Source organism: Kocuria sp. WN036 (assembly GCF_002287015.1).
Taxonomy (GTDB): Bacteria; Actinomycetota; Actinomycetes; order Actinomycetales; family Micrococcaceae; genus Kocuria; species Kocuria rosea.
In genome coordinates, this window is sequence record NZ_NSKF01000005.1 from 61,164 (window position 1) to 82,825 (window position 21,662).

The 21,662-nt window shown below is 74.0% G+C and carries 23 protein-coding genes and 1 pseudogene; 13 read left to right on the forward strand and 11 right to left on the reverse strand.

Features of this window, described 5'->3' with window-relative positions; translation table 11 throughout:
- Nucleotides 1–438: 438 nt before the first annotated feature.
- Nucleotides 439–720 (reverse strand): annotated as a pseudogene (locus CK505_RS18815) (DUF3499 domain-containing protein); the annotation flags it as partial.
- 14 nt (nucleotides 721–734) lie between these two features.
- Complete coding sequence (locus tag CK505_RS05055) at nucleotides 735–1,265, reverse strand: WhiB family transcriptional regulator (protein WP_095650442.1); 531 nt, start codon at nucleotides 1,263–1,265, stop codon at nucleotides 735–737.
- A gap of 311 nt (nucleotides 1,266–1,576) precedes the next feature.
- On the opposite strand from CK505_RS05055, the gene CK505_RS05060 reads away from it, so the two are divergent.
- The gene (locus CK505_RS05060) at nucleotides 1,577–2,368 is read left to right on the forward strand and encodes a TIGR03089 family protein (protein ID WP_141246782.1); all 792 of its coding nucleotides are present in this window, start codon (nucleotides 1,577–1,579) and stop codon (nucleotides 2,366–2,368) included.
- Between the two features lie 10 nt (nucleotides 2,369–2,378).
- Here the strand turns inward: CK505_RS05060 and CK505_RS05065 are convergent, their stop codons facing one another.
- A complete protein-coding gene (locus tag CK505_RS05065; RefSeq protein ID WP_095650444.1) occupies nucleotides 2,379–3,035 on the reverse strand; it encodes a GtrA family protein in 657 nt (218 codons plus the stop codon).
- Nucleotides 3,036–3,379: 344 nt separating this feature from the next.
- On the opposite strand from CK505_RS05065, the gene CK505_RS05070 reads away from it, so the two are divergent.
- The 4 genes from CK505_RS05070 to CK505_RS05085 all read left to right on the forward strand — a co-directional run bounded on the left by CK505_RS05070 (nucleotide 3,380) and on the right by CK505_RS05085 (nucleotide 7,875).
- The gene (locus tag CK505_RS05070) at nucleotides 3,380–4,495 is read left to right on the forward strand and encodes a 5-(carboxyamino)imidazole ribonucleotide synthase (protein ID WP_051063720.1); all 1,116 of its coding nucleotides are present in this window, start codon (nucleotides 3,380–3,382) and stop codon (nucleotides 4,493–4,495) included.
- 136 nt (nucleotides 4,496–4,631) lie between these two features.
- Nucleotides 4,632–5,117: a 5-(carboxyamino)imidazole ribonucleotide mutase gene (gene purE / locus CK505_RS05075; protein WP_095650486.1), complete on the forward strand. Its 486-nt coding sequence runs from the start codon at nucleotides 4,632–4,634 to the stop codon at nucleotides 5,115–5,117.
- Between the two features lie 66 nt (nucleotides 5,118–5,183).
- Entirely contained in the window at nucleotides 5,184–6,800 is a 1,617-nt protein-coding gene (locus tag CK505_RS05080) for an LCP family protein (protein ID WP_095650446.1), read from the forward strand.
- A 55-nt stretch (nucleotides 6,801–6,855) separates the two neighbouring features.
- The gene (locus CK505_RS05085) at nucleotides 6,856–7,875 is read left to right on the forward strand and encodes a peptidoglycan bridge formation glycyltransferase FemA/FemB family protein (RefSeq protein ID WP_095650447.1); all 1,020 of its coding nucleotides are present in this window, start codon (nucleotides 6,856–6,858) and stop codon (nucleotides 7,873–7,875) included.
- 10 nt (nucleotides 7,876–7,885) lie between these two features.
- Here the strand turns inward: CK505_RS05085 and CK505_RS05090 are convergent, their stop codons facing one another.
- Both CK505_RS05090 and glpX read right to left on the reverse strand, forming a co-directional pair.
- The gene (locus CK505_RS05090) at nucleotides 7,886–9,061 is read right to left on the reverse strand and encodes a hypothetical protein (protein ID WP_095650448.1); all 1,176 of its coding nucleotides are present in this window, start codon (nucleotides 9,059–9,061) and stop codon (nucleotides 7,886–7,888) included.
- Between the two features lie 223 nt (nucleotides 9,062–9,284).
- Complete coding sequence (gene glpX / locus CK505_RS05095; RefSeq protein ID WP_109222828.1) at nucleotides 9,285–10,232, reverse strand: class II fructose-bisphosphatase; 948 nt, start codon at nucleotides 10,230–10,232, stop codon at nucleotides 9,285–9,287.
- Between the two features lie 392 nt (nucleotides 10,233–10,624).
- Here glpX and CK505_RS05100 point away from each other — a divergent pair, with 392 nt between their 5' ends.
- The 3 genes from CK505_RS05100 to CK505_RS05110 all read left to right on the forward strand — a co-directional run bounded on the left by CK505_RS05100 (nucleotide 10,625) and on the right by CK505_RS05110 (nucleotide 13,481).
- Nucleotides 10,625–11,335 carry a DUF4245 domain-containing protein gene (locus tag CK505_RS05100; RefSeq protein WP_017832404.1) on the forward strand — a complete coding sequence of 237 codons (711 nt, stop codon included), beginning with the start codon at nucleotides 10,625–10,627 and terminating at the stop codon, nucleotides 11,333–11,335.
- Nucleotides 11,332–11,982 (forward strand): carbonic anhydrase, encoded by a 651-nt coding sequence (locus CK505_RS05105; protein ID WP_095650449.1) that lies wholly within the window; start codon nucleotides 11,332–11,334, stop codon nucleotides 11,980–11,982. The genes CK505_RS05100 and CK505_RS05105 overlap by 4 nt, the downstream gene beginning before the upstream one ends.
- 77 nt (nucleotides 11,983–12,059) lie before the next feature.
- Nucleotides 12,060–13,481, forward strand: coding sequence for a class II fumarate hydratase (locus tag CK505_RS05110; RefSeq protein WP_095650450.1), 1,422 nt, complete (start codon nucleotides 12,060–12,062; stop codon nucleotides 13,479–13,481).
- Between the two features lie 121 nt (nucleotides 13,482–13,602).
- Here the strand turns inward: CK505_RS05110 and CK505_RS05115 are convergent, their stop codons facing one another.
- Entirely contained in the window at nucleotides 13,603–14,073 is a 471-nt protein-coding gene (locus tag CK505_RS05115) for an NUDIX domain-containing protein (protein ID WP_095650451.1), read from the reverse strand.
- 61 nt (nucleotides 14,074–14,134) lie between these two features.
- Nucleotides 14,135–14,650: a prepilin peptidase gene (locus tag CK505_RS05120; protein ID WP_095650452.1), complete on the reverse strand. Its 516-nt coding sequence runs from the start codon at nucleotides 14,648–14,650 to the stop codon at nucleotides 14,135–14,137.
- A gap of 75 nt (nucleotides 14,651–14,725) precedes the next feature.
- On the opposite strand from CK505_RS05120, the gene CK505_RS05125 reads away from it, so the two are divergent.
- A complete protein-coding gene (locus tag CK505_RS05125; RefSeq protein WP_017832409.1) occupies nucleotides 14,726–15,481 on the forward strand; it encodes a hypothetical protein in 756 nt (251 codons plus the stop codon).
- A gap of 10 nt (nucleotides 15,482–15,491) precedes the next feature.
- Here CK505_RS05125 and CK505_RS05130 read toward each other — a convergent pair whose 3' ends face one another.
- Nucleotides 15,492–16,841 carry a PhoH family protein gene (locus CK505_RS05130; protein ID WP_017832410.1) on the reverse strand — a complete coding sequence of 450 codons (1,350 nt, stop codon included), beginning with the start codon at nucleotides 16,839–16,841 and terminating at the stop codon, nucleotides 15,492–15,494.
- 190 nt (nucleotides 16,842–17,031) lie between these two features.
- Nucleotides 17,032–17,793 (reverse strand): isoprenyl transferase, encoded by a 762-nt coding sequence (locus CK505_RS05135; protein WP_095650453.1) that lies wholly within the window; start codon nucleotides 17,791–17,793, stop codon nucleotides 17,032–17,034.
- A 174-nt stretch (nucleotides 17,794–17,967) separates the two neighbouring features.
- On the opposite strand from CK505_RS05135, the gene CK505_RS05140 reads away from it, so the two are divergent.
- Nucleotides 17,968–18,675: a hemolysin III family protein gene (locus CK505_RS05140; protein ID WP_035927115.1), complete on the forward strand. Its 708-nt coding sequence runs from the start codon at nucleotides 17,968–17,970 to the stop codon at nucleotides 18,673–18,675.
- Nucleotides 18,676–18,764: 89 nt separating this feature from the next.
- On the opposite strand, the gene CK505_RS05145 is transcribed toward CK505_RS05140, so the two are convergent.
- Entirely contained in the window at nucleotides 18,765–19,139 is a 375-nt protein-coding gene (locus CK505_RS05145; protein WP_095650454.1) for a hypothetical protein, read from the reverse strand.
- An 8-nt stretch (nucleotides 19,140–19,147) separates the two neighbouring features.
- Nucleotides 19,148–20,026 (reverse strand): mycothiol conjugate amidase Mca, encoded by an 879-nt coding sequence (mca, locus tag CK505_RS05150; RefSeq protein ID WP_031282471.1) that lies wholly within the window; start codon nucleotides 20,024–20,026, stop codon nucleotides 19,148–19,150.
- A 204-nt stretch (nucleotides 20,027–20,230) separates the two neighbouring features.
- Here mca and CK505_RS05155 point away from each other — a divergent pair, with 204 nt between their 5' ends.
- The 3 genes from CK505_RS05155 (at nucleotide 20,231) to CK505_RS05165 (ending at nucleotide 21,646) form a co-directional block, all read left to right on the forward strand.
- The gene (locus CK505_RS05155) at nucleotides 20,231–20,656 is read left to right on the forward strand and encodes a DUF4307 domain-containing protein (RefSeq protein ID WP_017832415.1); all 426 of its coding nucleotides are present in this window, start codon (nucleotides 20,231–20,233) and stop codon (nucleotides 20,654–20,656) included.
- A gap of 269 nt (nucleotides 20,657–20,925) precedes the next feature.
- On the forward strand, nucleotides 20,926–21,429 hold the full coding sequence (gene greA, locus CK505_RS05160; RefSeq protein ID WP_017832416.1) for a transcription elongation factor GreA: 504 nt from the start codon (nucleotides 20,926–20,928) through the stop codon (nucleotides 21,427–21,429).
- 7 nt (nucleotides 21,430–21,436) lie between these two features.
- Complete coding sequence (locus CK505_RS05165; protein ID WP_017832417.1) at nucleotides 21,437–21,646, forward strand: hypothetical protein; 210 nt, start codon at nucleotides 21,437–21,439, stop codon at nucleotides 21,644–21,646.
- Nucleotides 21,647–21,662 lie beyond the last annotated feature (16 nt).

The window sequence follows — 21,662 nt, forward strand, 5'->3', positions numbered from 1 at the left end:
ACGGTGCGGAACCGGCCGGGGACGCGCGGTTCAGGCCTCGGGCCGGGCGGAGCCCCCGGGCACGGCGGGCCGGCGCAGGTGCGCCCGGTGCAGGGCCGCGGGCACCGGGACGTCGTTCCACGGCATCTCGGGGGCCGGCTCCGGGGCCGGCCGCGGAGCGCGCTCGGGCACGGCCGGGCGAGAGATGCCGGTGGCGGGGCCCCGGGGGGCCTCCGCGCCGGCAGCCCGGGGGTTCTCCGGGGCGGGCACCGAGGGGCGCTGCGGGGCCGTCGTCGGGCCGCCCGGTGCGGCACGCTCCGGGGCACCCGCCCGGCCGCCGGTCCGGGGGGTCGTGCGGGAGCCCTCAGGACGCGGCGCGTGCGGTGCCGGGGATGCCGGGGATGAGGGTCGCGGCAGGGAGACGTCGCGCAGCACCGTCCGCGGGCGGTCGCGGACGGGCGCCGGGGGCTCGCCCTCCCGGACCGCCTCCGCCACGGCGCCGATGTCCTCGCGCCGGGCCCTCGCCTCCGGCGGCTCCAGCCGGACCACGCGCCAGCCCCGGGGCACCGTGAGCCGGTCGGCGTGCACGGCGCACAGGTCGTAGGCGTGGGGCTCCGCGTGTCCGGCGAGCGGGCCGACGACGGCGGTCGAGTCCGAGTACACGTAGGTCAGGGTCGTGACGGCGTCCCGCCTGCAGGTCTGGCGGGAGCAGAGGCGGGTGGGACTGCCGGAGGAGCTCATGGCCCGAAACTACCTCAGCGGGCGAGACGGCGCAGGCGGCGGCGCTCGCGCTCGGAGAGCCCGCCCCAGATGCCGAACTTCTCGTCCTTGCTCATCGCGTAGTCGAGGCACTCCGCCTGCACGGGGCAGGCCTCGCACACGCGCTTGGCGTCACGCGTGGACCCGCCCTTCTCGGGGAAGAAGGCCTCCGGATCGGTCTGGGCGCACAGCGCGTCGGTCTGCCACGCGAGCTCGCCCTCGTCCTCGTCCACGGCGTACAGCCCGGCCACGGCGCTCCAGTCGGAGCCCTCGTCGGCGGCCGGTGCCTCGAGCAGGTCGAGAGCGGGGGCCGCTCCGGCGCCGGAGAGGTTCTGGACGGCCTCGTGGGCCCGGAGGTAGGCCGTGGCCTGGTCCTCCATGCTCCCGGCCGCCCGGCGGACGTGCCGCTCGGCGGCCCGGGGGTCGACGGGATCGACGAACCAGTCCTCTGGCACCGAGCGCATGCTCAGCCGACGGGCCTCGAGGGGGCTGGATTCCACGACCTGCTGTCGTGCGGCCTCTCCCATGACTTTCCTTCCATCCGACACGATTGCTCGGGTGCGGCGCAGTACGGGGGTCGCCGACCCTGTGCATCCCGGAGAACGTATCCTTGCTGATCGTCTGCCGGACTTCCCAATTACACGTGTGTAACTAGTACGGAGTCAACCCGTCCCGGGTGACCGCCCATGCCACGATATCCGGGAAGAATGTCTTTGGGAGTAGACGTTTTTCCACGTCACGGCCCGATTTTCGACAGGAATGCCGCAGAGGGCGAAGAATGCGGCCCTACGCATATGCCGAACCGCCGCCGCGGGCACGGCAGCCACGAGGAGGAACCATGGACACCCCGACCCCCCGATCTGTCCCCCGCTTGGTGGACAAGCTGCGCAGCAGCAGCCGCCCGGCCCTGATCTGGTACGGCCGGGACGGCGAGCGCGTGGAGCTCTCGGGGCGGGTCCTCGACAACTGGGTGGCCAAGACCGCGAACCTGTGGGTGGACGAGCTCGACCTCGAGGCGGGCGACCTCGTGGCCGTCGGCGACGAGGTGCACTGGCGCAGTCTCGCGGCCGTCCTCGGCTCGTGGACCATGGGGGCCGCGGTGCGGGTGGTCGATCCCCGCGAGGGCGCGGCGGAGCCCGGGGACCGGGCCGTGGTGGGCCTCGTCGACCCGCAGGGGGCGACTCCCCCGCTGCTGGACCGGGTGCCCGCCGGGGCGCGGGCCGTGGTCCTGGACCGGCCGGCGCTCTCGCTCGGCCACCGCGGCGAGCTGCCGGACGGGGACGTCCTCGACTACTGCGCCGAGGTCCGCTCCCACGCGGACGTCTACGACGGCCTCGAGGAGCCGGCGCCGGACGGTGCCGCGCTCCGGGCCGCGGGCACCGACGACGGCTTCCTGCCGCACGACCGGCTGATGCCGGCCGCGGGCGAGCTCGCGGCCGGGCGGGAGGACGCGTGGGGGACGGCGTCGGCCGTGCACGTGCCGGGCCGGCGGATGGACGCCGAGTTCCTGCTGCGCGTGCTGGCCGTGCTGGCCGGGGGCCGGGCCGCGGTCGTCACGGACCGCCCGGCGGACGCGGCCGACGACGGCTGGCGGTCAGTCCTGGCGGCCGAGAACGCCGTGGCCTTCTGAGCGGAACGGCTCAGCGCCCCTCCGCCGGCTCCGTGCTCCCGTGGCTCTCGTGGCTCTCGTGGGTGTCCGAGCCGGGGGCCGCCGCGCTCCCCGCGCGGTGGCGGGCGCCCTCCCGGTGGGGGTGCTGGTGCGCGCGGTGGGGGTGCTCGGCGCCCTCCGCGGGCTGGTGACCCGTGATCAGGGCGATCTCGAGGGCCGCGGTGTCCGCGAAGTTGGGGTCCTCGTCGAGCTCCTCGGTGAACACCCAGAAGCGGTAGGCGAAGTACCGGAAGACGGTGCCGAGGATGGTCCCGATGATCGTGCCGGACACGAAGGACGCGTAGGCGCTGGTGAGACCCAGCACGTAGTAGCTGAAGCCGAGGCAGCCGAGCTCGATGGCCATGCCGATGCCGTTGGCCACGAGGAACTGGACCAGCTCGCGGCGCTTGTCCGACTGGCGCTTGTGCCGGAAGGTCCACAGCCGGTTGGCGACCCACGCGAAGACGATGGCCACGGCGGTCGCCACGAACTTCGCCTTGAGGTGGCCGTCCTCGAACACCGTGTGCATCAGGATCCAGGTGAGCGACGCGTTGATCACGAACGCGAGGGCGCCCACGACGCCGAACTTCATGAGTTCCTTGACGAAGAGGTGCCACAGGGCATCGAAACGGTCGACGAGGCGGTTCACGCGGCTTCAGGTCTCCCAGGTGGTGAGGCGGTGGGCGCCGGCCGGCGCGGCGGTCGACGCCCACGGACGAGCACCCGCGGCGGACCTCGGCACATCCTACCCCGCCCCTCCTGCACGGCACCGGAGAGTTACAGCACAGTCCCCTGGCCGTCGCGGGGCCCGCGCCGGGCAGGTGCCGGGGCCGAGGCGGGAGCACGACGCCGGAGACCGGGCGGCGGGCGGCCCCGGAGGCAGGGCATCCCGGCCCGCCGAGCGGTCCCGGCGGACCGGGATACCCTGGTCGGGTGAATTCTTCTGTGACCGCCCCTGTCGTCGGCGTCGTCGGAGGCGGGCAGCTCGCCCGCATGATGGCGCCCTCCGCCACCGCCCTGGGGATCGAGCTGCGCGTGCTCGCCGAGGGCCCCGACGTCTCGGCGGTCGCCGCCGTGCCCACCGCCCCCGTGGGCGACTACACCGACCTCGACGTGCTGCGCCGGTTCGCCGCGGGCGTCGACGTGCTGACCTTCGACCACGAGCACGTGCCCACCGAGCACCTGCAGACCCTGCTCGCCGAGGGCGTGGACGTCCGCCCGGGCCCGGACGCGCTGGTGCACGCCCAGGACAAGCTGTGGATGCGCGCGGCCGTGGAGCGCCTCGGGCTGCCGAACCCGCGGTGGGAGGCGGTCGCCGACGTCGAGGAGCTGATCGCCTTCGGGGAGCGCACGGGCTGGCCGGTGGTGCTCAAGACCCCGCGCGGCGGCTACGACGGCAAGGGCGTCATGGTGCTCGGCACCGCCGAGGACGCCCGCGGCGCCGAGCCGGCGCAGTGGTTCGCCCGCACGGACGGGCCCCTGCTGGCGGAGGAGAAGGTCGGGTTCTCCCGCGAGCTCTCCGCGCTCGTGGCTCGGACCCCCTCCGGCGAGGTGCGGGCGTGGCCGGTGGTGGAGTCGATCCAGGTGGACGGCGTCTGCGACGAGGTGCTCGCGCCCGCCCCGCAGCTGCGCCCCGAGGTCGCGGCCGCGGCCGCGGACGCCGCCCGGACGCTGGCCACCGAGCTGGGCGTGACCGGAGTGATGGCCGTGGAGCTCTTCGAGACCCCCGGCCGCGGTACCGGGTTCCTGGTGAACGAGCTCGCCATGCGCCCGCACAACTCCGGGCACTGGACCATGGACGGATCCGTGACCAGCCAGTTCGAGCAGCACCTGCGCGCCGTGCTGGACCTCCCGCTCGGGGACACCGGGCTGATCGGCGGGTCCGCGGTGATGAAGAACTACCTGGGCGGGGCGAACCAGGACCTCTTCGGCGCCTACCGGGCGGCCATGGGCGCAGAGCCCCGCGCCAAGATCCACAACTACGGCAAGGCCGTGCGGCCCGGGCGCAAGATCGGCCACGTCAACCTCACCGGCACCGCGGACGAGATCCCGGAGCTGCGCCGGCGGGCCACCCGCGTGGCCGCCGTGCTGCGCGACGGGCAGGCCTGACCCGCGTGCCTCCCACGGCCCGTCCAGCCGGGACGGATAGCGTAGCCCCAGACCGGACCGCGATGGCGGCCCCCACCCGCCGAGCAGCCCAGGAGCACCAGTGAACGAGAAGCAGCAGCCCGTCGTCGGCGTCGTGATGGGCTCGGACTCCGACTGGCCCGTGATGGAGGCCGCCGCCACCGCCCTCGAGGAGTTCGGGATCGCGTACGAGGCCGACGTCGTCTCCGCCCACCGGATGCCCACCGAGATGATCGAGTACGGTCGGCGGGCGCACGAGCGGGGGCTGCGGGTGATCATCGCCGGGGCCGGCGGCGCCGCCCACCTGCCGGGGATGCTCGCCTCGGTGACGCCCCTGCCCGTGATCGGCGTCCCCGTCCCCCTGAAGACCCTCGACGGCATGGACTCGCTGCTGTCGATCGTGCAGATGCCCGCCGGCGTCCCGGTGGCCACCGTGTCCATCGGCGGGGCGCGCAACGCCGGGCTGCTGGCCGCCCGGATCCTCGCCGCCGGCGCGGACCCGCAGGCCGAGGTCCTGCGCGGGCAGCTCCTGCGCTTCGCCGACGAGCTCCGGGAGACCGCCCACGCCAAGGGCGCCGCCCTGCGCACCCGCCTCGACGGCTGACCCGGGCGCCCGCGCTCCCGCCCTCCCGTCCTTCCCCCTGCCCGCCCTTCCTCGCCGGAGCTGCCCGTGAACGGCCACACCCCCCGCGCTGAGCACGATCCCCGCCCGCCCCACGACCCGTCCGCCGAGGGTTCCCGGTCCCGGGACCTCCCGCCCGACGCCGTGACGGCCGTGCGGGGCGTCGACGACGACGCGGCGAGCCCGCCCCGACTCACGGATCCGCTGCGCCACCCGCAGCACGCCGGGGACGGCACCCGGGCCCGGCGCGCGTGGACGCTGCTGCTGTCCACGCTCGTGGTCCCCGGCAGCGCGCAGCTCGTCGCGGGCCGGCGGGCCGTCGGCCGGGCGGCCCTCAAGGTCGACGTGGTGGTCTGGGCCGCGGCGGCGCTGGCGCTCCTGTCCCTGGTGCTGTGGCGCACTCCCCTGGTCTGGTTCCTGACGAACTCGTTCACGTCCCTGCTGCTGATCGCCGGGCTCGTGGCCCTGGCGGTGGGATGGGCGCTGCTCTTCTTCGACACGCTCCGGCTCGTCCGGCCCGGCCTGCTCGTGCAGCGGACCCGCCGCGCGGTGGCCGCGGCCACCGTGGCGCTCATGCTCGTCACCTCCGGCGGACTGGCCTGGTCCGCCTACCTGCTCTCCGTGACGCGCGGCGCGGTCTCGGACGTCTTCGGGGGCGGGCTGCCCTTCCGGCCCGCGGACGGGCGGTACAACATCCTGCTCATGGGCACCGACTCCGGGGAGGACCGCTCGGGCCGCCGCCCCGACTCGATGACGGTGCTCAGCGTGGACGCCGACTCCGGGCGGACCGTGACCGTCTCCCTGCCGCGCAACCTGCAGAACGCGCCCTTCCCTTCGGACTCGCCGCTGGCCGACGTCTATCCCGAGGGCTTCAACTGCGGCGACGAGTGCATCCTCAACGCCCTCTACACCGACGTCACGAACAACCACGCCGAGCTCTACCCCGACGCCGCGGACCCCGGGGCCGAGGCCATGAAGGACGCCGCCTCGGGCGTCCTCGGCATCGAGGTCCAGGCCTACGCGATCGTCGAGATGAACGGTTTCGAGCAGCTCGTCGACGCCCTCGGCGGGATCACCATCGACGTCGGCGGGCGCGTTCCGATCGGCGGCGGCACCGACCTGGTGACGGGCCTGCCGAACGAGATCTTCGGGTACATCGAGCCTGGCGTCCAGCGCCTGGACGGCTACCACGCCCTCTGGTACGCCCGGTCCCGCGAGGGGGCCACGGACTACGACCGCCAGGCGCGCCAGCGCTGCGTGCAGGCCGCGATGCTCAAGCAGCTCAACCCCGTCAACGTGCTGACCCGCTTCGAGGAGCTCGCGAACTCGGGCACACAGGTCGTCGAGACCGACATCCCGCAGAGCCAGATCGGCTCGTTCGTGGACGTGGCGCTCAAGGCCAAGGAGCACGAGCTCGTGCAGTACGCCGCCGGCCCGCCGTACTACGACCCGTCCTTCCCCACCTACCCGGACTTCGACCTGCTGCACGAGGACCTCGACCGGGTGCTCGAGGAGGCCACGGACCGCGGCGCGCGGGACGCGCAGGCCCTGCCGGCCGGCACCCCGGTGGGCTCCGGGATCGCGATGGCCGCCCCCCTCGCGGCGGCGAAGCCCCTCGTGGGGACGCAAGAGCTCACGCCCAACGGCACCTGCTCGGTGCCCTGACCGGCCCGGATCGCGGGGCGCCGGCGGCGCTCCGACGCCCCGGTACAGTGGGGGCGTGGCGAACATACTGCAGTCGAACGCATGGGCCGGATTCCAGCGGAACCTGGGGCACAAGGTGTTCCAGGCCTCCGGGGACGGATGGCGCTACCTCGCGATCCTCGAGGGCGGCCGGACGGGCCGCTACCTCTACTGCCCGTACGGTCCCGAGGCGCGGACCCCGCAGGCCTTCGAAGCCGCGCTCGACGACCTCGCCCGCACCGCCCGGTCCGAGCGCTGCTGGTTCGTGCGGGTGGAGCCCGTCGACGCCGCGGTGACGGACGGGCTCGAGACGCCCGAGGCGTCGTTGCGCCGGCGCGGGCTGCGCCCCGCCCCCCGGCAGGTGCAGCCGGGGCACACCCAGGTCATCGACCTCATCCAGGACGAGGACGCGATCCTCAAGGACATGAAGTCCACCAACCGCAACCTGCACCGCAACATCGCCAAGAAGGGCGTGACCTTCACGACCTCGGCCGACCCCGAGGACGTCGACGTGCTGCTGGGCTTCCTCGAGGCCACGGCCGAGCGCAAGGACTTCGCCCGGCAGCAGGACGCCTATCTGCGCGAGGCCGCCCGCAGCCTCATGCCCGTGGGCGCGGCGGCCCTCTACGTGGCCCGGTTGGACGGGGAGCCCATCGGCGCCTCCCTCGTCTACGACTCCGACGACACCCGCACCTATGCCCACGCCGCGATGGACTTCGAGCACCGCAGGCTCTCGGCGGGGATCCCCCTGGTCGTGCGGATGGTCCTGGACGCCAAGCAGAAGGGACTGAGCCGTTTCGACCTCTTCGGCACGGCGCCCGAGGACGCCGGCCCGGACCACCCGTGGCACGGCTTCACGAAGTTCAAGAAGTCCTTCGGCGGCCGCCCGGAGTCCTATCCCGGGACCTGGGACCTGCCGCTGAGCCGCGGGAAGTACGCCGCGTACACCGGTGTGCGCGCCGCCCGGGAGGCCGCCGTCTCGGCCCGCAAGAGCCTCCCGGGCCTGACCGGTCGGCTCCGGGAGTCCGTCGCCGGGATGCGCCGCCGGGAGTCCTGAGCGCCCGGTCTCAGCGCCCCGCCGCGTCCCGGAGGGCGGAGATGCTCTCGCCGACCACGCGGCGGGTGAGGTCCCGGGCCCGCCGGGCACGCCCCCGGACGGGACGGGACGCGCCGTCGTCGTCCTCGGGCACGTCGTCCGGCTCCCCGAGGTCGGGAGACCACGCCGGGGCCGGTTCGCCCAGGCCCAGCTCCGCGGCGACCGCGGTCCCCGAGGCCTCGGCGGCGGCCTCGGCGACGTCCTCCGAGAACTCCCCCGCCGGGCCACGGCCCAGGGCCTTCTCCCAGGGGCCCAGCACCGGGCGCTCCGTCGCCGCCAGCTCGCGGACCACGAGCGGCACCTCCGTCTCGTCCGGGTCGCCGCCGTCGAGACGCTGCACGCGCCGCTTCTGCAGCTCGACGATCCCGGTCAGCAGCAGGGCGTCGTCCACGCCCAGGTCCCGGCCCCGGCGGGTGAAGCCGAGCCGATAGATCATCGCCAGACCGCGCGTGTGCACGAACCACAGGTAGCCCAGGGCGGCCTCGCGGCCGTCCTCGGCGGCCTCGGTGGCCACGAGCAGCAGCGAGTCCTCGCCCAGGTCCTCCAGCAGCTGGGTGATGAGCCGGGTCCGCAGCCCGATGTTCGCGAGGACCCGGCTGCCCGCCGTGACCTCCCGCACCGTCACGCCCGGGGTGCGCAGTGCCGTGCGGCAGCGGTCCAGGGTGGCCTCCGAGAGCCGCCGCGAGAGGTCCCGCTCGGTCTCCCCCAGCACCACCTCCAGCCGCCGGGACTCCTCCGGCCCGGCGTCCGCGGCGGGCCGGGTGAACCCGGCGGCCTCCAGCGCCTCCGGGGTGCCGGGCGCGCGCAGGGTGTCGGCCTGGAAGCGCAGCAGGACGGCCGAGTGCTCCTCCCGGGCCCAGTCGGCGAGGGCCGCGGCGACCACGGGCAGGTCCTCGGGCCGGTGGACGTGGCAGTGCACGGTCCCGGCGACCACGCGCTCGGCCTCGGAGCGCAGGTAGAGCTGCGCGTAGCCCACGGTGCGCTGCTCGGCGTCGTGGACCATGACGCGGTCGACCCGGAGACCGGGGCCCTCGGCGGAGGCCTGGGCCTCGCCGATGCCCCACAGCTGCTGCGGGTGCCCGCCGGTCACCCGGACGGTGGCGTCCCAGGTCTTGCGGTTGGGACAGGGGCTGACCGTGGTGCTCACGTGGGGATCCTCCTCGTCACCCGGGCGCTCCGCCCCGGCTGGGGGACCGCGGTCGGCGCCCGCAGTTCGGCCTCCAGTCTAGGGCCGGGACGGGCTGGGAGAGGGGCCGGACACGGTGCGACGGGGACAGGAGGACCCCCGCACCGGAGGTCGGTGCGGGGGTCCTGTCACGGCCGTGCCGGCCGGGCCCGGCGCCGGCCCGGTGTCAGGCTCAGCGGCAGGCTCAGTGGCGCGCGTACTTCTCCCACTTGGAGGCCAGGTGCTCGGCCTCGACCATCCGCACGGTCCCGGAGCGGGAGCGCATCACGATGGACTGGGTGGTGATGCGGCGGCCGCGGTAGCGCACGCCGCGCAGCAGGTCCCCGTCGGTGATGCCGGTGGCGGAGAAGAAGCAGTTGTCCGAGGTGACGAGGTCGTCGGTGGTCAGCACCGCGTCCAGGTCCAGTCCGGCGTCGAGGGCCTTCTGGCGCTCGTCGTCGTCGACCGGGGCGAGCCGGCCCTGGATGATGCCGCCGGTGGCCTTGACGGCGCACGCGGTGACGATGCCCTCCGGGGTGCCGCCGATGCCCATCATGACGTCCACGCCGGTGCCCTCACGGCAGGCCGCGATCGCCCCGGCCACGTCCCCGTCGAGGATCATCCGGGTGCGGGCGCCGGTGGCGCGGATCTCGTCGACGAGCTGCTGGTGGCGCGGGCGGTCCAGCACGCACACGGTGAGCTGGTTGATGTTGACGCCCTTGGCCCTGGCCACGAGGTGCAGGTTCTGCTTGACGGGCAGGCGCAGGTCCACGAAGTCCGCGGCCTCCGGGCCCACCACGAGCTTGTCCATGTAGAAGACGGCGGAGGGGTCGAACATCGACCCGCCGTCGGCCACCGCGATGACGGCCAGGGCGTTGTTCATGCCCAGCGCGGTGAGGCGGGTGCCGTCGATCGGGTCCACGGCGACGTCGGAGGCCGGCCCGGAGCCGTCACCCACCTGCTCCCCGTTGAAGAGCATCGGGGCCTCGTCCTTCTCGCCCTCGCCGATGACCACGGTGCCGTTGAAGTGCACGGTGGAGAGCAGGGACCGCATGGCGTCGACCGCCGCCCCGTCCGCGGCGTTCTTGTCGCCGGCGCCGACCCACTGGCCGCCGGCGATCGCCGCCGCCTCGGTGGTCCGCACCAGCTCCATCGCCAGGTTGCGGTCGGCCACGTTGTTGGTGCGCGCGGGGATCGTTCCGGTGGATTCTTCGGCCACGTTGTTCCTCACCTTCGAGTTCACGTTCTTCGGGACCCCCGGGCCGGGCTCGGCCGCGGGCGCGGTCCACGTCCCGCCCAGCATATCGCCCACGCCTCCGCGGACCGCGACCTGGGCCACATTGCGGCCGGGTGCGTCCGGGCGGGCCCGGCGCGGAGGGAGCGGGGGCGGCGGACGGAGGGCGGGCGCGGCGGACGGAGGGCGGGCGCGGCGGACGGAGGGCGGGCGCGGCGGACGGAGGGCGGGCGCGGCGGACGGAGGGCGGGCGCGGCGGACGGAGGGCGGGCGCGGCGGACAGGGGCCGGCGGACAGGGCACAATGGACGGGTGAGCTCCTCGACCCCCGACCGTCCCGCAGAGCACCCCTCGGCAGAGCACCCCGCGGCCGCGGGCCCCGGCACCGCGCCGGGCTCCGAGGCCGCCGAGGCCCCGGAGCAGCCGCTCCCGCAGATCACGGAGAAGCAGGCCCGACGGCTCAACGCCCCGGTGCAGGGGATGATCATCTCCATGGCGGTCCTCCTCCTGCTGGTACTGCCGTTCGTGTGGCTCCAGCCCCGCCCCGACGCCCAGCCGTACCGCCCCGACGTCGACGTCGCCCAGGAGGCGGACTTCGTCGCGGACGAGGCGCCCTTCACCCCGGTCGTGCCGGAGCCGGGCGAGGACTGGACCGCCAACTACGCCCGGTGGAACGGCGGCGCCGCCGAGGGGGTGCCCTTCTGGGAGATCGGCTGGGCCACCCCGCAGGGCAGCTTCATCGGCCTGGTGCAGACGTCCATGGCCAACCCCACGTGGCTGGCCCAGCAGGCCGAGGCCGTCCCCGCCACCGCGACGGTCGACGTGGGCGGCGTGCCGTGGGACGTCCACGTCCGGGAGGAGTCCCGGAACCAGGACGCGCTGACCGTGTACACCGGTGAGGTCAACGGCTCCACCGTCGTGCTCAAGGGCGACGCGTCCGGCGCCGAGCTGGACCGGCTGGCCGCCGCCGTCGCCGAGGACCTCACCGACGCCCCTGCCCCGCGAACCACGGAGATGCCATGACCCCGGACACCCGCCCCGACGACACCTCGCCCCGCACCCCGGCCGCCGCCTGGCAGCGCCTGCGCGAGGGCAACGCCCGCTTCGTGGCGGGCGAGTCCATGCACCCCAACCAGGACGCCTCCCGGCGGCAGTCCGTGGCCGGCGGGCAGAATCCGTTCGCCGTGATCTTCGGCTGCTCGGACTCACGGCTGGCCGCCGAGATCATCTTCGACCTCGGCCTGGGCGACGCGTTCGTGGTGCGCACCGCCGGGCAGGTCATCGACGACGCCGTGCTCGGCTCGATCGAGTACTCGGTCGCGAACCTCGGCACGCCGCTGATCATGGTCCTCGGCCACGACTCGTGCGGGGCCGTGACCGCCGCGCACAGCGTCGCCGGCTCCGGGCAGATGCCCCGCGGCTTCCAGCGGGACCTCATCGAGCGGATCATGCCCTCCGTGCTCGAGACCCAGCGCCACGGCCACCAGGACGTCAACGCGGCGGTCGTGGAGCACACCAAGCAGACGGCGTCCCGCCTCATGGAGCAGTCCCGGGTGATCGCGGACGCGGTCTCCAACGGCGAGGTCGCCGTGGTCGGCGTCTTCTACCACCTCGAGGACGGCCAGGCGGAGCTCGTCCACGGGCACGGCACCTGGCTTCCGGGCCGCTGAACCGGGTGCCCGGCGCGGCGGCCGTCACCCCGGGTCGCCGTGCCGGGCGTCACCCGGCGCTGTCCTAGACTGGCGCCATGGCTGATACCACCGCAGAGACCACCGAGTACCGCATCGAGCACGACACCATGGGCGAGGTCCGCGTTCCCGCGAACGCCCTGTACCGCGCTCAGACCCAGCGTGCGGTCGAGAACTTCCCCATCTCGGGCAAGCCCCTCGAGCCCCAGCACATCGTCGCGCTGGCACAGATCAAGAAGGCCGCCGCCACGGCGAACGCGGAGCTGGGGGTGCTCGATGACGAGCGCGCCCGGGCCATCGCGGACGCCGCGGACAAGGTCGCCACGGGGCAGTACGACGAGCACTTCCCGATCGACGTCTTCCAGACCGGCTCCGGGACGTCCTCCAACATGAACACCAACGAGGTGCTGGCGACCCTCGCCAACCAGGCGCTCGAGGGCACGGACGTCGAGGTCCACCCCAACGACCACGTCAACGCCTCCCAGTCCTCCAACGACGTCTTCCCGACCTCCGTGCACGTCGCCGTCACGGGCGCGCTGATCAACGACCTGGTCCCGGCCATGACGCAGCTCGCCGAGTCGCTCGAGCGGAAGGCCTCGGAGTTCCAGGATGTCGTGAAGTCCGGGCGCACCCACCTCATGGACGCCACGCCGGTGACCCTGGGCCAGGAGTTCGGCGGCTACGCCGCGCAGGTCCGCTACGGCATCGAGCGGGTCGAGTCCTCGCTGCCGCGGGTGGCCGAGGTCCCGCTGGGCGGCACCGCCGTGGGCACCGGCATCAACACCCCCGCCGGCTTCTCCGCCCGCGTCATCGAGCTGCTCGCCGAGGAGACCGGGCTGCCGATCACCGAGGCCCGCAACCACTTCGAGGCCCAGGCCAACCGGGACGGCCTGGTCGAGGCCTCCGGGCAGCTGCGCAACGTCGCCTACAGCTACATGAAGATCAACAACGACCTGCGCTGGATGGGCTCCGGCCCCAACACCGGCCTCGGCGAGATCCTCATCCCCGACCTCCAGCCCGGCTCCTCGATCATGCCCGGCAAGGTCAACCCGGTGATCTGCGAGTCCACGATCCAGGTCTGCGCGCAGGTGATCGGCAACGACACCACCGTCTCGCTGTCCTCCACCAACGGGGCGTTCGAGCTCAACGTGGGCATCCCGGTCATGGCCTCGGCCCTGCTGGAGTCCATCCGCCTGCTCGCGAACTCCTCGCGCGTGATGGCGGAGAAGATGATCGACGGGCTCGAGGCGAACACGGAGCGCTGCCGCTTCCTCGCCGAGGCGTCCCCGTCCATCGTGACCCCGCTGAACAAGGCCATCGGCTACGAGGCCGCCGCGAAGATCGCCAAGCACTCCGTGGCGAACAAGATGACGGTGCGCGAGGCGACCATCGCCCTCGGCTACGTCGAGAACGGCCAGCTCACCGAGGAGCAGCTGGACCGGGCGCTGGACGTCACCACCATGACGGGCCCCAACGCCTGACCCTGCGCTCCCGGCGCACCGAGGGGTCGCGTCCGGACGGAAATGCTGCGGCATTCCCTCCGGACGCGACCCCTCGCCGTGTCCGGGCACAGTTCGCGACCCCTCGCGGCATCCGGGGGGCTCAGACCACGAAGCGGGGCGGGCCGCTGTGCGCCCGCGCGGCCCGCAGCCGCTCGAGCTGGTGGGGCGGCATCGGCGGGAGCTCGTCCATGGCGTACCAGCCGACCTCGAGCGACTCGTCGTCGTTGACGCGGGCCTCGCCGGAGACCCAGCGGCAGCGGAAGGTGTGGTCCAGGAACTGGCAGCGGTCCCCGTTGGGGTACCGCACGGGCTCCCCCGCCCTGACCGCCACGAGCTCCTCCACGACGGCGACGACGCCGGTCTCCTCCAGGCACTCGCGCACCGCCGTGACCGCCGGCTCCTCGCCGGGCTCCACGATCCCGCTCACCAGTCCCCAGTTGCCGTTGTCGCTGCGCCGGGCCAGCAGCACCCGGCCGTCCTCGCGCAGCACCACGGCGGTGACGGCAGGCAGCCACAGGAGATCGTGGCCGATCTTCTCCCGCAGGGACAGGACGAACTCGGGGGTGGGCATGCGGGCTCCTCGTGCAGTGTCTTGGGGTGGGGTCCGGCCCATTCTGGCAGGCCGGCGCGGGTCACAGCAGCAGGAGGACCCCGAGGGCCCCGGTGATCATGGCGGGACCGAACGCCACCCGGGAGCGGGCGTCGACCCGGCCGAGCACCACGAGCACCGCCCCGGCCAGACCGCCGAGCACGAACCCGGCCGCCGCCCCCAGCACGGCGTGCCAGACGGAGACGAAGCCCAGGCACATGCCGAGCAGACCGGAGAGCCGGACGTCGCCCATGCCCATCCCGGCCGGGTGGAGCATGCGGAGCAGGACGTAGAGCCCGCCCACGACCACCAGGCCCCACAGCATCCACAGCAGCCGGACCGGCTCGCCGGCCAGCACCGCCGCCCCGCCCAGCAGCACCCCGCACCCGGGGTACAGCGGGCGCACCACGCGGCCGGGCAGCCGGTGCTCCCGCACGTCGGTGCGCCACAGCCACGCGCACGCGACCACGAGCACAGCGGTGCCGAGCAGCGCGAGCGCCCCGGCGGCCCACCCGGCGGCGTCCCCGCGGGTGAACTGCTCGGTCAGGAAGGTGCCCACACCGGGCATCGTAGCCCCGGCCCCCGCAGGGACGGGGTGCCTGTGGACGCGCGGGGCCCTCCCTAGACTGGGGTCATGCACCGCTCCCCCGTCCCCGCGCCCACCGACCAGGACGAGTTCTGCGCGCTCAGCCGCTCCTCCCCGTGGCGCTGGGACACCCTGCGGTTCGTGCTGTCCTGGCCGGCCCCCGCGGACGCCGCGCCCCGCCGGCCCGTCCGGGCCTGGGTCCGCCGCCCGGACGGCCTGCGCGTCGAGGCCCTGGACGGCACCCCCCTCTACACGGCCACCACGCGGGAGCAGTCGCGCGACGACTTCTACGTCGCCTCGACCTCGGCCTCGTGGCTGCTCGCGCCGCAGCTGGTGGCCCCGGTGTTCACGGACTCCGGGCTCGTCGAGCGCAGGCCCGAGGCGGCCTACGGGGACCCCGTCTTCGGCGGCGGCCGCTGGCAGGCCATCCTCGACCCCGTCGAGCTGGCCGGGGACGCCCCCGTGCCGCCCTACCTGCCGGAGCGGCGGCCCTGCACGGTCGAGGACGTCCGCACCGGCACCCACCACGGGCGGCCCGTGCGCGGCGCCGTGGTGGTCCCCGGCCACGCCTACACCCCGACGACGCCGGGGCACCCCCTGGCCCCGGCCCGCACCCGGGTGCTCCTGGACGAGCGGACGGCCGTCTGCGTCCGCTCCGAGGTGCTCGAGGGCCCGCTGGCCGGCACGGGCCACGACCTGCGGATCGAGGCCGTGGACGAGTACTTCATCGACGACCTCTTCCGCTCGGTGCCCCTGGACCTCACGGACGTGAGCAGGCACCTGCCCTGGCCCGTCGGCCCCTGAGGCCCCCGGCTCAGCTGTCCAGGTCGCCCAGGACCTCCGTGACCAGGGCGGCGATCGGTGAGCGCTCCGAACGGGTCAGCGTGACGTGGCCGAAGAGCGGGTGGCCCTTGAGCGCTTCGACCACGGCGGTCACGCCGTCGTGGCGGCCGACCCGGAGGTTGTCGCGCTGGGCGACGTCGTGGGTCATGACCACCTTGGAGTTCTGCCCGATCCGGGACAGCACGGTGAGCAGCACGTTCTTCTCGAGGGACTGCGCCTCGTCCACGATCACGAAGGCGTCGTGCAGGGACCGGCCGCGGATGTGCGTCAGGGGCAGCACCTCGAGCATGCCCCGGTCGAGCACCTCCTCGACGACCTCCTGCGAGACCAGCGCCCCGAGGGTGTCGAACACCGCCTGGCCCCACGGGTTCATCTTCTCCTCCTCGGAGCCGGGCAGGTAGCCGAGCTCCTGGCCGCCCACGGCGTAGAGGGGACGGAAGACCATGACCTTGCGGTGCTCCCGGCGCTCCATCACCGTCTCCAGGCCCGCGCACAGGGCCAGGGCGGACTTGCCGGTGCCGGCGCGCCCGCCCAGCGACACGATGCCCACCTCGGGGTCCAGCAGGAGGTCGATGGCGAGCCGCTGCTCGGCGGAGCGCCCGTGCACGCCGAAGACGTCCCGGTCCCCGCGCACCACCCGGGCGGAGCCGTCGGCGCGGACCCGGGCCAGGGCGCTGCCGCGCACGGAGTGCAGGGTCAGGCCCGTGTTGGCCGGCAGCCCCTCGGCGCCCGGGACCACGACGGCCTCGCCGCCGTAGAGCCGGTCCACCACGTCGTCGGGGACCTCGAGGGCCGCGGTCCCGGACCACTCGACGTCGGAGCCGACCCACTCGGCCCGGTACTCCTCCGCCTCCAGGCCCAGGGCGGAGGCCTTGACCCGCATGGGCAGGTCCTTGGAGACGATGCACACGTCCTTGCCCTCGTTGGCGAGGCTCAGCGCCACCGCCAGGATCAGGGAGTCGTTGTCCTTGAGCCGGAAGCTCACCGGCAGGACGGTGTCCGAGACGTGGTTGAGCTCCACCACCAGGCTCCCGCCCTGGTCCCCGAGGGGCACGGGCCGGTTGAGCCCGCCGTGCTCCACGCGCAGGTCGTCGAGCAGCCGCAGGGCCTGCCGGGCGAAGTAGCCCAGCTCCGGGTCGTGCCGCTTGCCCTCCAGCTCGGTGATGACGATGACGGGCAGCACCACCTGGTGCTCGGCGAAGCGCAGGATCGCCCGGGGGTCGGACAGCAACACCGAGGTGTCGATCACGTAGGAGCGCACCCCGGCACCCAGGGGGGCGGAGATGTCGGTGATGCGCTCCTGCTTCTTGGAGATGCTCATGGTGGCCCTTCCTCCTCGGTCCGGCGGGCGGCGTCAGCGCCGTCCGCCTGAGGACAACGTATGCGGACCGGACCCGCCGCGCGAGCAGAAACGGTGAACGGCGCGCAAATTGCCGGCGACCGCCCCGGGCGTGCCCGGCGCCGCGCCCGGGGACGGCGTCCGGGACGACGACGGGCGGGGTCCGGTGGGCTCAGCCGCCGAAGCGCCGCTGCCGCGAGGCGTAGTCGCGCAGCGCCCGCAGGAAGTCGACGCGCCGGAAGTCCGGCCACAGCGCCTCGCAGAAGTAGTACTCGCTGTAGGCGGACTGCCACATGAGGAACCCGGACAGCCGCTGCTCGCCCGAGGTGCGGATCAGCAGGTCCGGGTCCGGCTGCCCGCGCGTGTAGAGGTGCTGGGAGATGTCCTCCACGGACAGGCTCTGCGCGAGCTCCCGGACGTCCGCGCCGGCGTCGAGGGCATCGGTGAGGACCTCCCGCACGGCGTCCACGATCTCCTGCCGGCCCCCGTAGCCGACCGCGATGTTCAGGTGCGGGCCGGCGTTGCCCGCGGTGCGCTCCGTGAGGTCGGCCAGGCACGCCGCGAGCCGCGGCGGCAGCATCTCGAGGGCGCCGACGGGCTGGACCCGGCAGATGCCCGTCTCGGTGAGCGTGTCCATGAGGTCGGAGATGATCTCGAGCAGGGGTTCCAGCTCCGCGGCCGGGCGCTTGAGGTTCTCGGTCGAGAGGATGTAGAGGGTGACCACCTCGATGTCCAGCTCCCGGCACCAGCCGAGGAACTCGACGATCTTCTGCGCGCCCGCCTTGTGCCCGTCCGCGGTCGAGGCGCCGAACTGCTTGGCCCACCGCCGGTTGCCGTCCACGAGGACGCCGACGTGCTTGGGCAGCCGCCGCGGATCGAGCTCGGCGGAGAGCCGGCGCTCGTAGAACCGGTAGAGCGGCCGTGGCTTGGGCATCTGTGCTTCCTCCCGGGTTCTCGCGCACGGTGTCGGGGGTCGGGCCGGACGTGGTGGGGGCCACGGTGCCGGGCGTGGTGGTGATCACGGACCCGGCCGGCTCTCGGCGACGCCTCCTAAACTACCCGGTGGGAGACCGGACGGACTCACGCACAGCACGCCGGGAGGAACATGATGGAGCACACGCACAGCGCCGCCCGCCGGGCCGCCGGCCGCGTCGAGGAGGCGGTCGAGCACGGGATCGAGGGACTCGTGGAGCGCAAGCCCGCGTGGCGGGGCTGGATCCACGCGAGTTTCACGCCCGTCGTCGTCGCCCTGGGTCTCGTGGCGATCCTGCTGGCGCCCAGCACCGAGCTGCGGATCGCGTGCGCCGTGTACGGCGTGACGGGCATCCTGCTGTTCGGCGTGTCGGCGATCTACCACCGCGCCTACTGGCCCCGGCGGCTGCACATGGTCCTGCGCCGGATGGACCACTCGAACATCGCGCTGCTGATCGCCGGCACCTACACCCCGCTGGCGGTCGCGCTGCTGGACCCGCCGCAGTCCCGGCTGCTGCTGGTCGTGATCTGGTCCTGCGCCGCCGGTCTGGTGCTCTTCCGGCTGCTGTGGACCCTGGCGCCCCGCTGGCTGTACACCCCGCTGTACGTGGTGATGGGCTGTCTGGCCCTCTTCTACCTGCCGCAGTTCTGGCAGACCAGCCCCCCGGCGGCCGCGCTGACCGCCGCCGGCGGCATCGCCTACATCACCGGCGCCGTGGTCTACGGCACCCGGCGGCCGCGCCTGCTCCCCGAGGTGTTCAGCTTCCACGAGGTCTTCCACGCCTTCACGGTGCTGGGCTTCGTGCTGCACTACGTGGCGATCATGCTCGCGATGCTCCGCTGAGCGGCTCCGCCCCGCCCGGCCGCTCCGCGGGCTCCGCGGGCTCCGCGGGTCCCGGTCCCGGGTTCCGTACCCGGGGTCGGTCCCCGGTTTCAGCCGCGCGGCTCGGGCCCCTCCGGCTGCTGGGCCCGCGCCGCCGGCCCTCCCCCGGCCGGGTCGCCGTCGGCGCCGGTCCTGGCTGCGCCGGCGCCGCCCGTCCCGGCGCTGTCGGTCCCGGCGGGGCCGCCGGCCCGCTCCTCCGCGGCGCGGCGCTCGGCGTACTCCGCGCGGTAGCGCAGCCGCCGGTTGCGGCGGTTGAAGTCGCGCACGAGGAAGATGACGGCCACGGCCAGCAGCAGCGTCATGAGGAACCCCAGCATCCCGGGGGTCACCTGGCTGGGGTCCAGGCCGGGGCGCAGCGTGCCCTCGTCGATCGGGTTGGGCGCCATCGCCGGCAGCAGGGCGAGCACGTTCAGCACGGTGGTCATCCCGGCGCTCAGCCCACGATCCCGGCGAACAGGTCGTGCTCCGGCAGGTCGGTCGGCACCCGGGACTCCGCCAGGACGTAGTCCTCCCACGGCCACACCTGGGACTGCAGCTCGGCGGAGACGGCGAAGAACATCCCGTCCGGCGCCACCTGGGTCCGGTGGCTGCGCAGCGCCTCGTCCCGCAGCGCGAACGTGTCCGGGCAGCGCACCTTGGTGGTGGTCTCGTGCCGGGGGGCCGGCGGGCGGTGGCCCTCCGGGTCGCTCTCCTGCAGCATCGCGATCCGGGCCGCGTACGGGGACTGCAGGCCGCGCTCCTCGAGGGCCTCGTGCAGGGCCACGAAGCGCTCGAGGTTGAAGGCCCGGTCGTAGTAGAGCTTCTGCGGGGTCCACGGCTCGCCGAGGCCGGGGTACCGCTCCGGGTCGCCGGCGGCGCGGAACGCCTCGACGGAGACGTTGTGCGTCTGGATGTGGTCCGGGTGCGGGTAGCCGCCGTTCTCGTCGTAGGTCAGGATCACGTGCGGGCGGAACCGGCGCACGAGCCGGACCAGGGGCGCGGCGGCGCGCTCGAGCGGCTGCAGGGCGAAGCAGCCCCACGGCAGCGGCGGCAGCGGGTCCCCCTCGGGCAGCCCCGAGTCCATGAAGCCGAGCCAGCGGTGGTCGACGTCCAGCGCGGCGGCCGCCTGCGCCATCTCGTGCCGGCGCAGACCGGTCAGGTCCCGCTCGGCGTGCGGGTGGCCCTCCATCTCGGCGTTGAGGATCGAGCCCCGCTCCCCACCGGTGCACGTGGCCACCATGACCTCGACCCCCTGCCGGACGTAGTGGGCCATGGTCGCGGCGCCCTTGCTCGACTCGTCGTCGGGGTGGGCGTGGACGGCCAGCAGGCGCATCTCTGACAGGGAGGTCACTCGGGAGGTCCTCTCGGGAACGGTCGGGGAGTCGGGGAAGCGGCCGGTGCGGGCACGGGCCGCCGCCCATTTTACGCGTTCGCCGGGCGGTCCTGCGCCCGGGGTGCTCCCAGGGGCCTCGGCTACAGTGGTCGGGCGGTCGCCGGGCCCGGCGCCGCCCCCTTGCCCCCGAGACCCGAGGCCGCCGTGTCCACCGACTCCCCAGACCTGCTCCGCGACCGCTACGGAGCCCCCCGCCGCGAGCGCCGGATCGGGACGCGCGGCTGGATCGGTCTCGCCCTGGCGGCCACCCTGGTCACCGCCGTCTTCGTCGTCTGGGTGGTCACGGCGCGGCAGAGCGCCCCCACGTTCAAGGACATCGGCTTCGAGGTGGTCTCGGAGGCGCGGGCCACGGCGGACTTCGAGCTCACCAAGCGTCCCGAGGACGTCGTCACGTGCGCGGTGCAGGCCCTCAACCAGGAGTACGCCGTGGTGGGCTGGTCCGAGGTGACCATCGGGGCCGTGCCCGAGGACCGCCTGGGCGACGGCGGGACGAGCTCCCACCGCGCGGCCGTGCGCACCACCAACCTGGCGACCACCGCGGTCGTGGACTCCTGCTGGCTCGAGGACTGAGCCCCCGGCGGTCGTCCCGCCCGTGTGTCGCCGCCGCCGTCGGGCCTTTGGGCTTGTCCGCCCGCCCCGCCTAGACTGGGCAGCAGGACTCCCCGTCCCCGGCAGCCGGACACCGTCCGAAACGGACGACCCGCACCGGGGCGGGGTCTTTGCGTAGCGGACCCCCGCACCGCCGGCGGCCCCCACGCCGTCGTCCCGGTCCGCCGCGGACCCGCCCGGACCCCGGGAGGACTGCCGCGGCCCGACCGACCGTTCACCGAGGAGAGATTGTGACCACCACGAACAAGACCGGCGCCTGGCTGACCCAGGAGGCCTACGACCGCCTGAAGAAGGAGCTCGACCACATCTCCGGCCCGTACCGGCACGAGATCGTGGAGCGCATCGACCAGGCGCGCTCGGAGGGCGACCTCAAGGAGAACGGCGGCTACCACGCCGCCCGCGAGGAGCAGAGCAAGAACGAGGGGCGCATCGTCCACCTCAAGAACCTGCTCGAGAACGCCCAGGTCGGCGAGGCCCCTGCCGACGACGGGGTCGTGGAGGCCGGCATGGTCGTCACCGCGGAGATCGCGGGCGAGGCGATGACCTTCCTCATCGGCTCCCGCGAGGTGGCCGAGGACCTGGCCGCCGGCAGTGAGCTGGAGGTCTTCTCCGAGAAGTCCCCGATGGGCTCCGCGATCTCCGGCCACCGGGTCGGTGACGAGCTGTCCTACACCGCCCCCAACGGCAAGGAGATCCCGGTCAAGATCCTGGACGCCAAGCCGTTCAAGGTCTGAGGCTCCCGTGACGACCCACTGGTTGCGCAGCCCCGGCCCCGGCACCAAGGCGCTGATGGTCCTGACGGCGGTGCTCGGGGTCGTGGCCGTGGTGCTGCACTTCGCGGGTCAGGGCGACCCCGCCGCGAGCGCCCCCGGCAGCCTGCGCAACGTCTTCGTCTTCGCGACGTTCGTCAGCGCGTTCGTCACCTACCTCACCGGCCGGCGCCGCACCTGACGCCGCCCCCGGACGA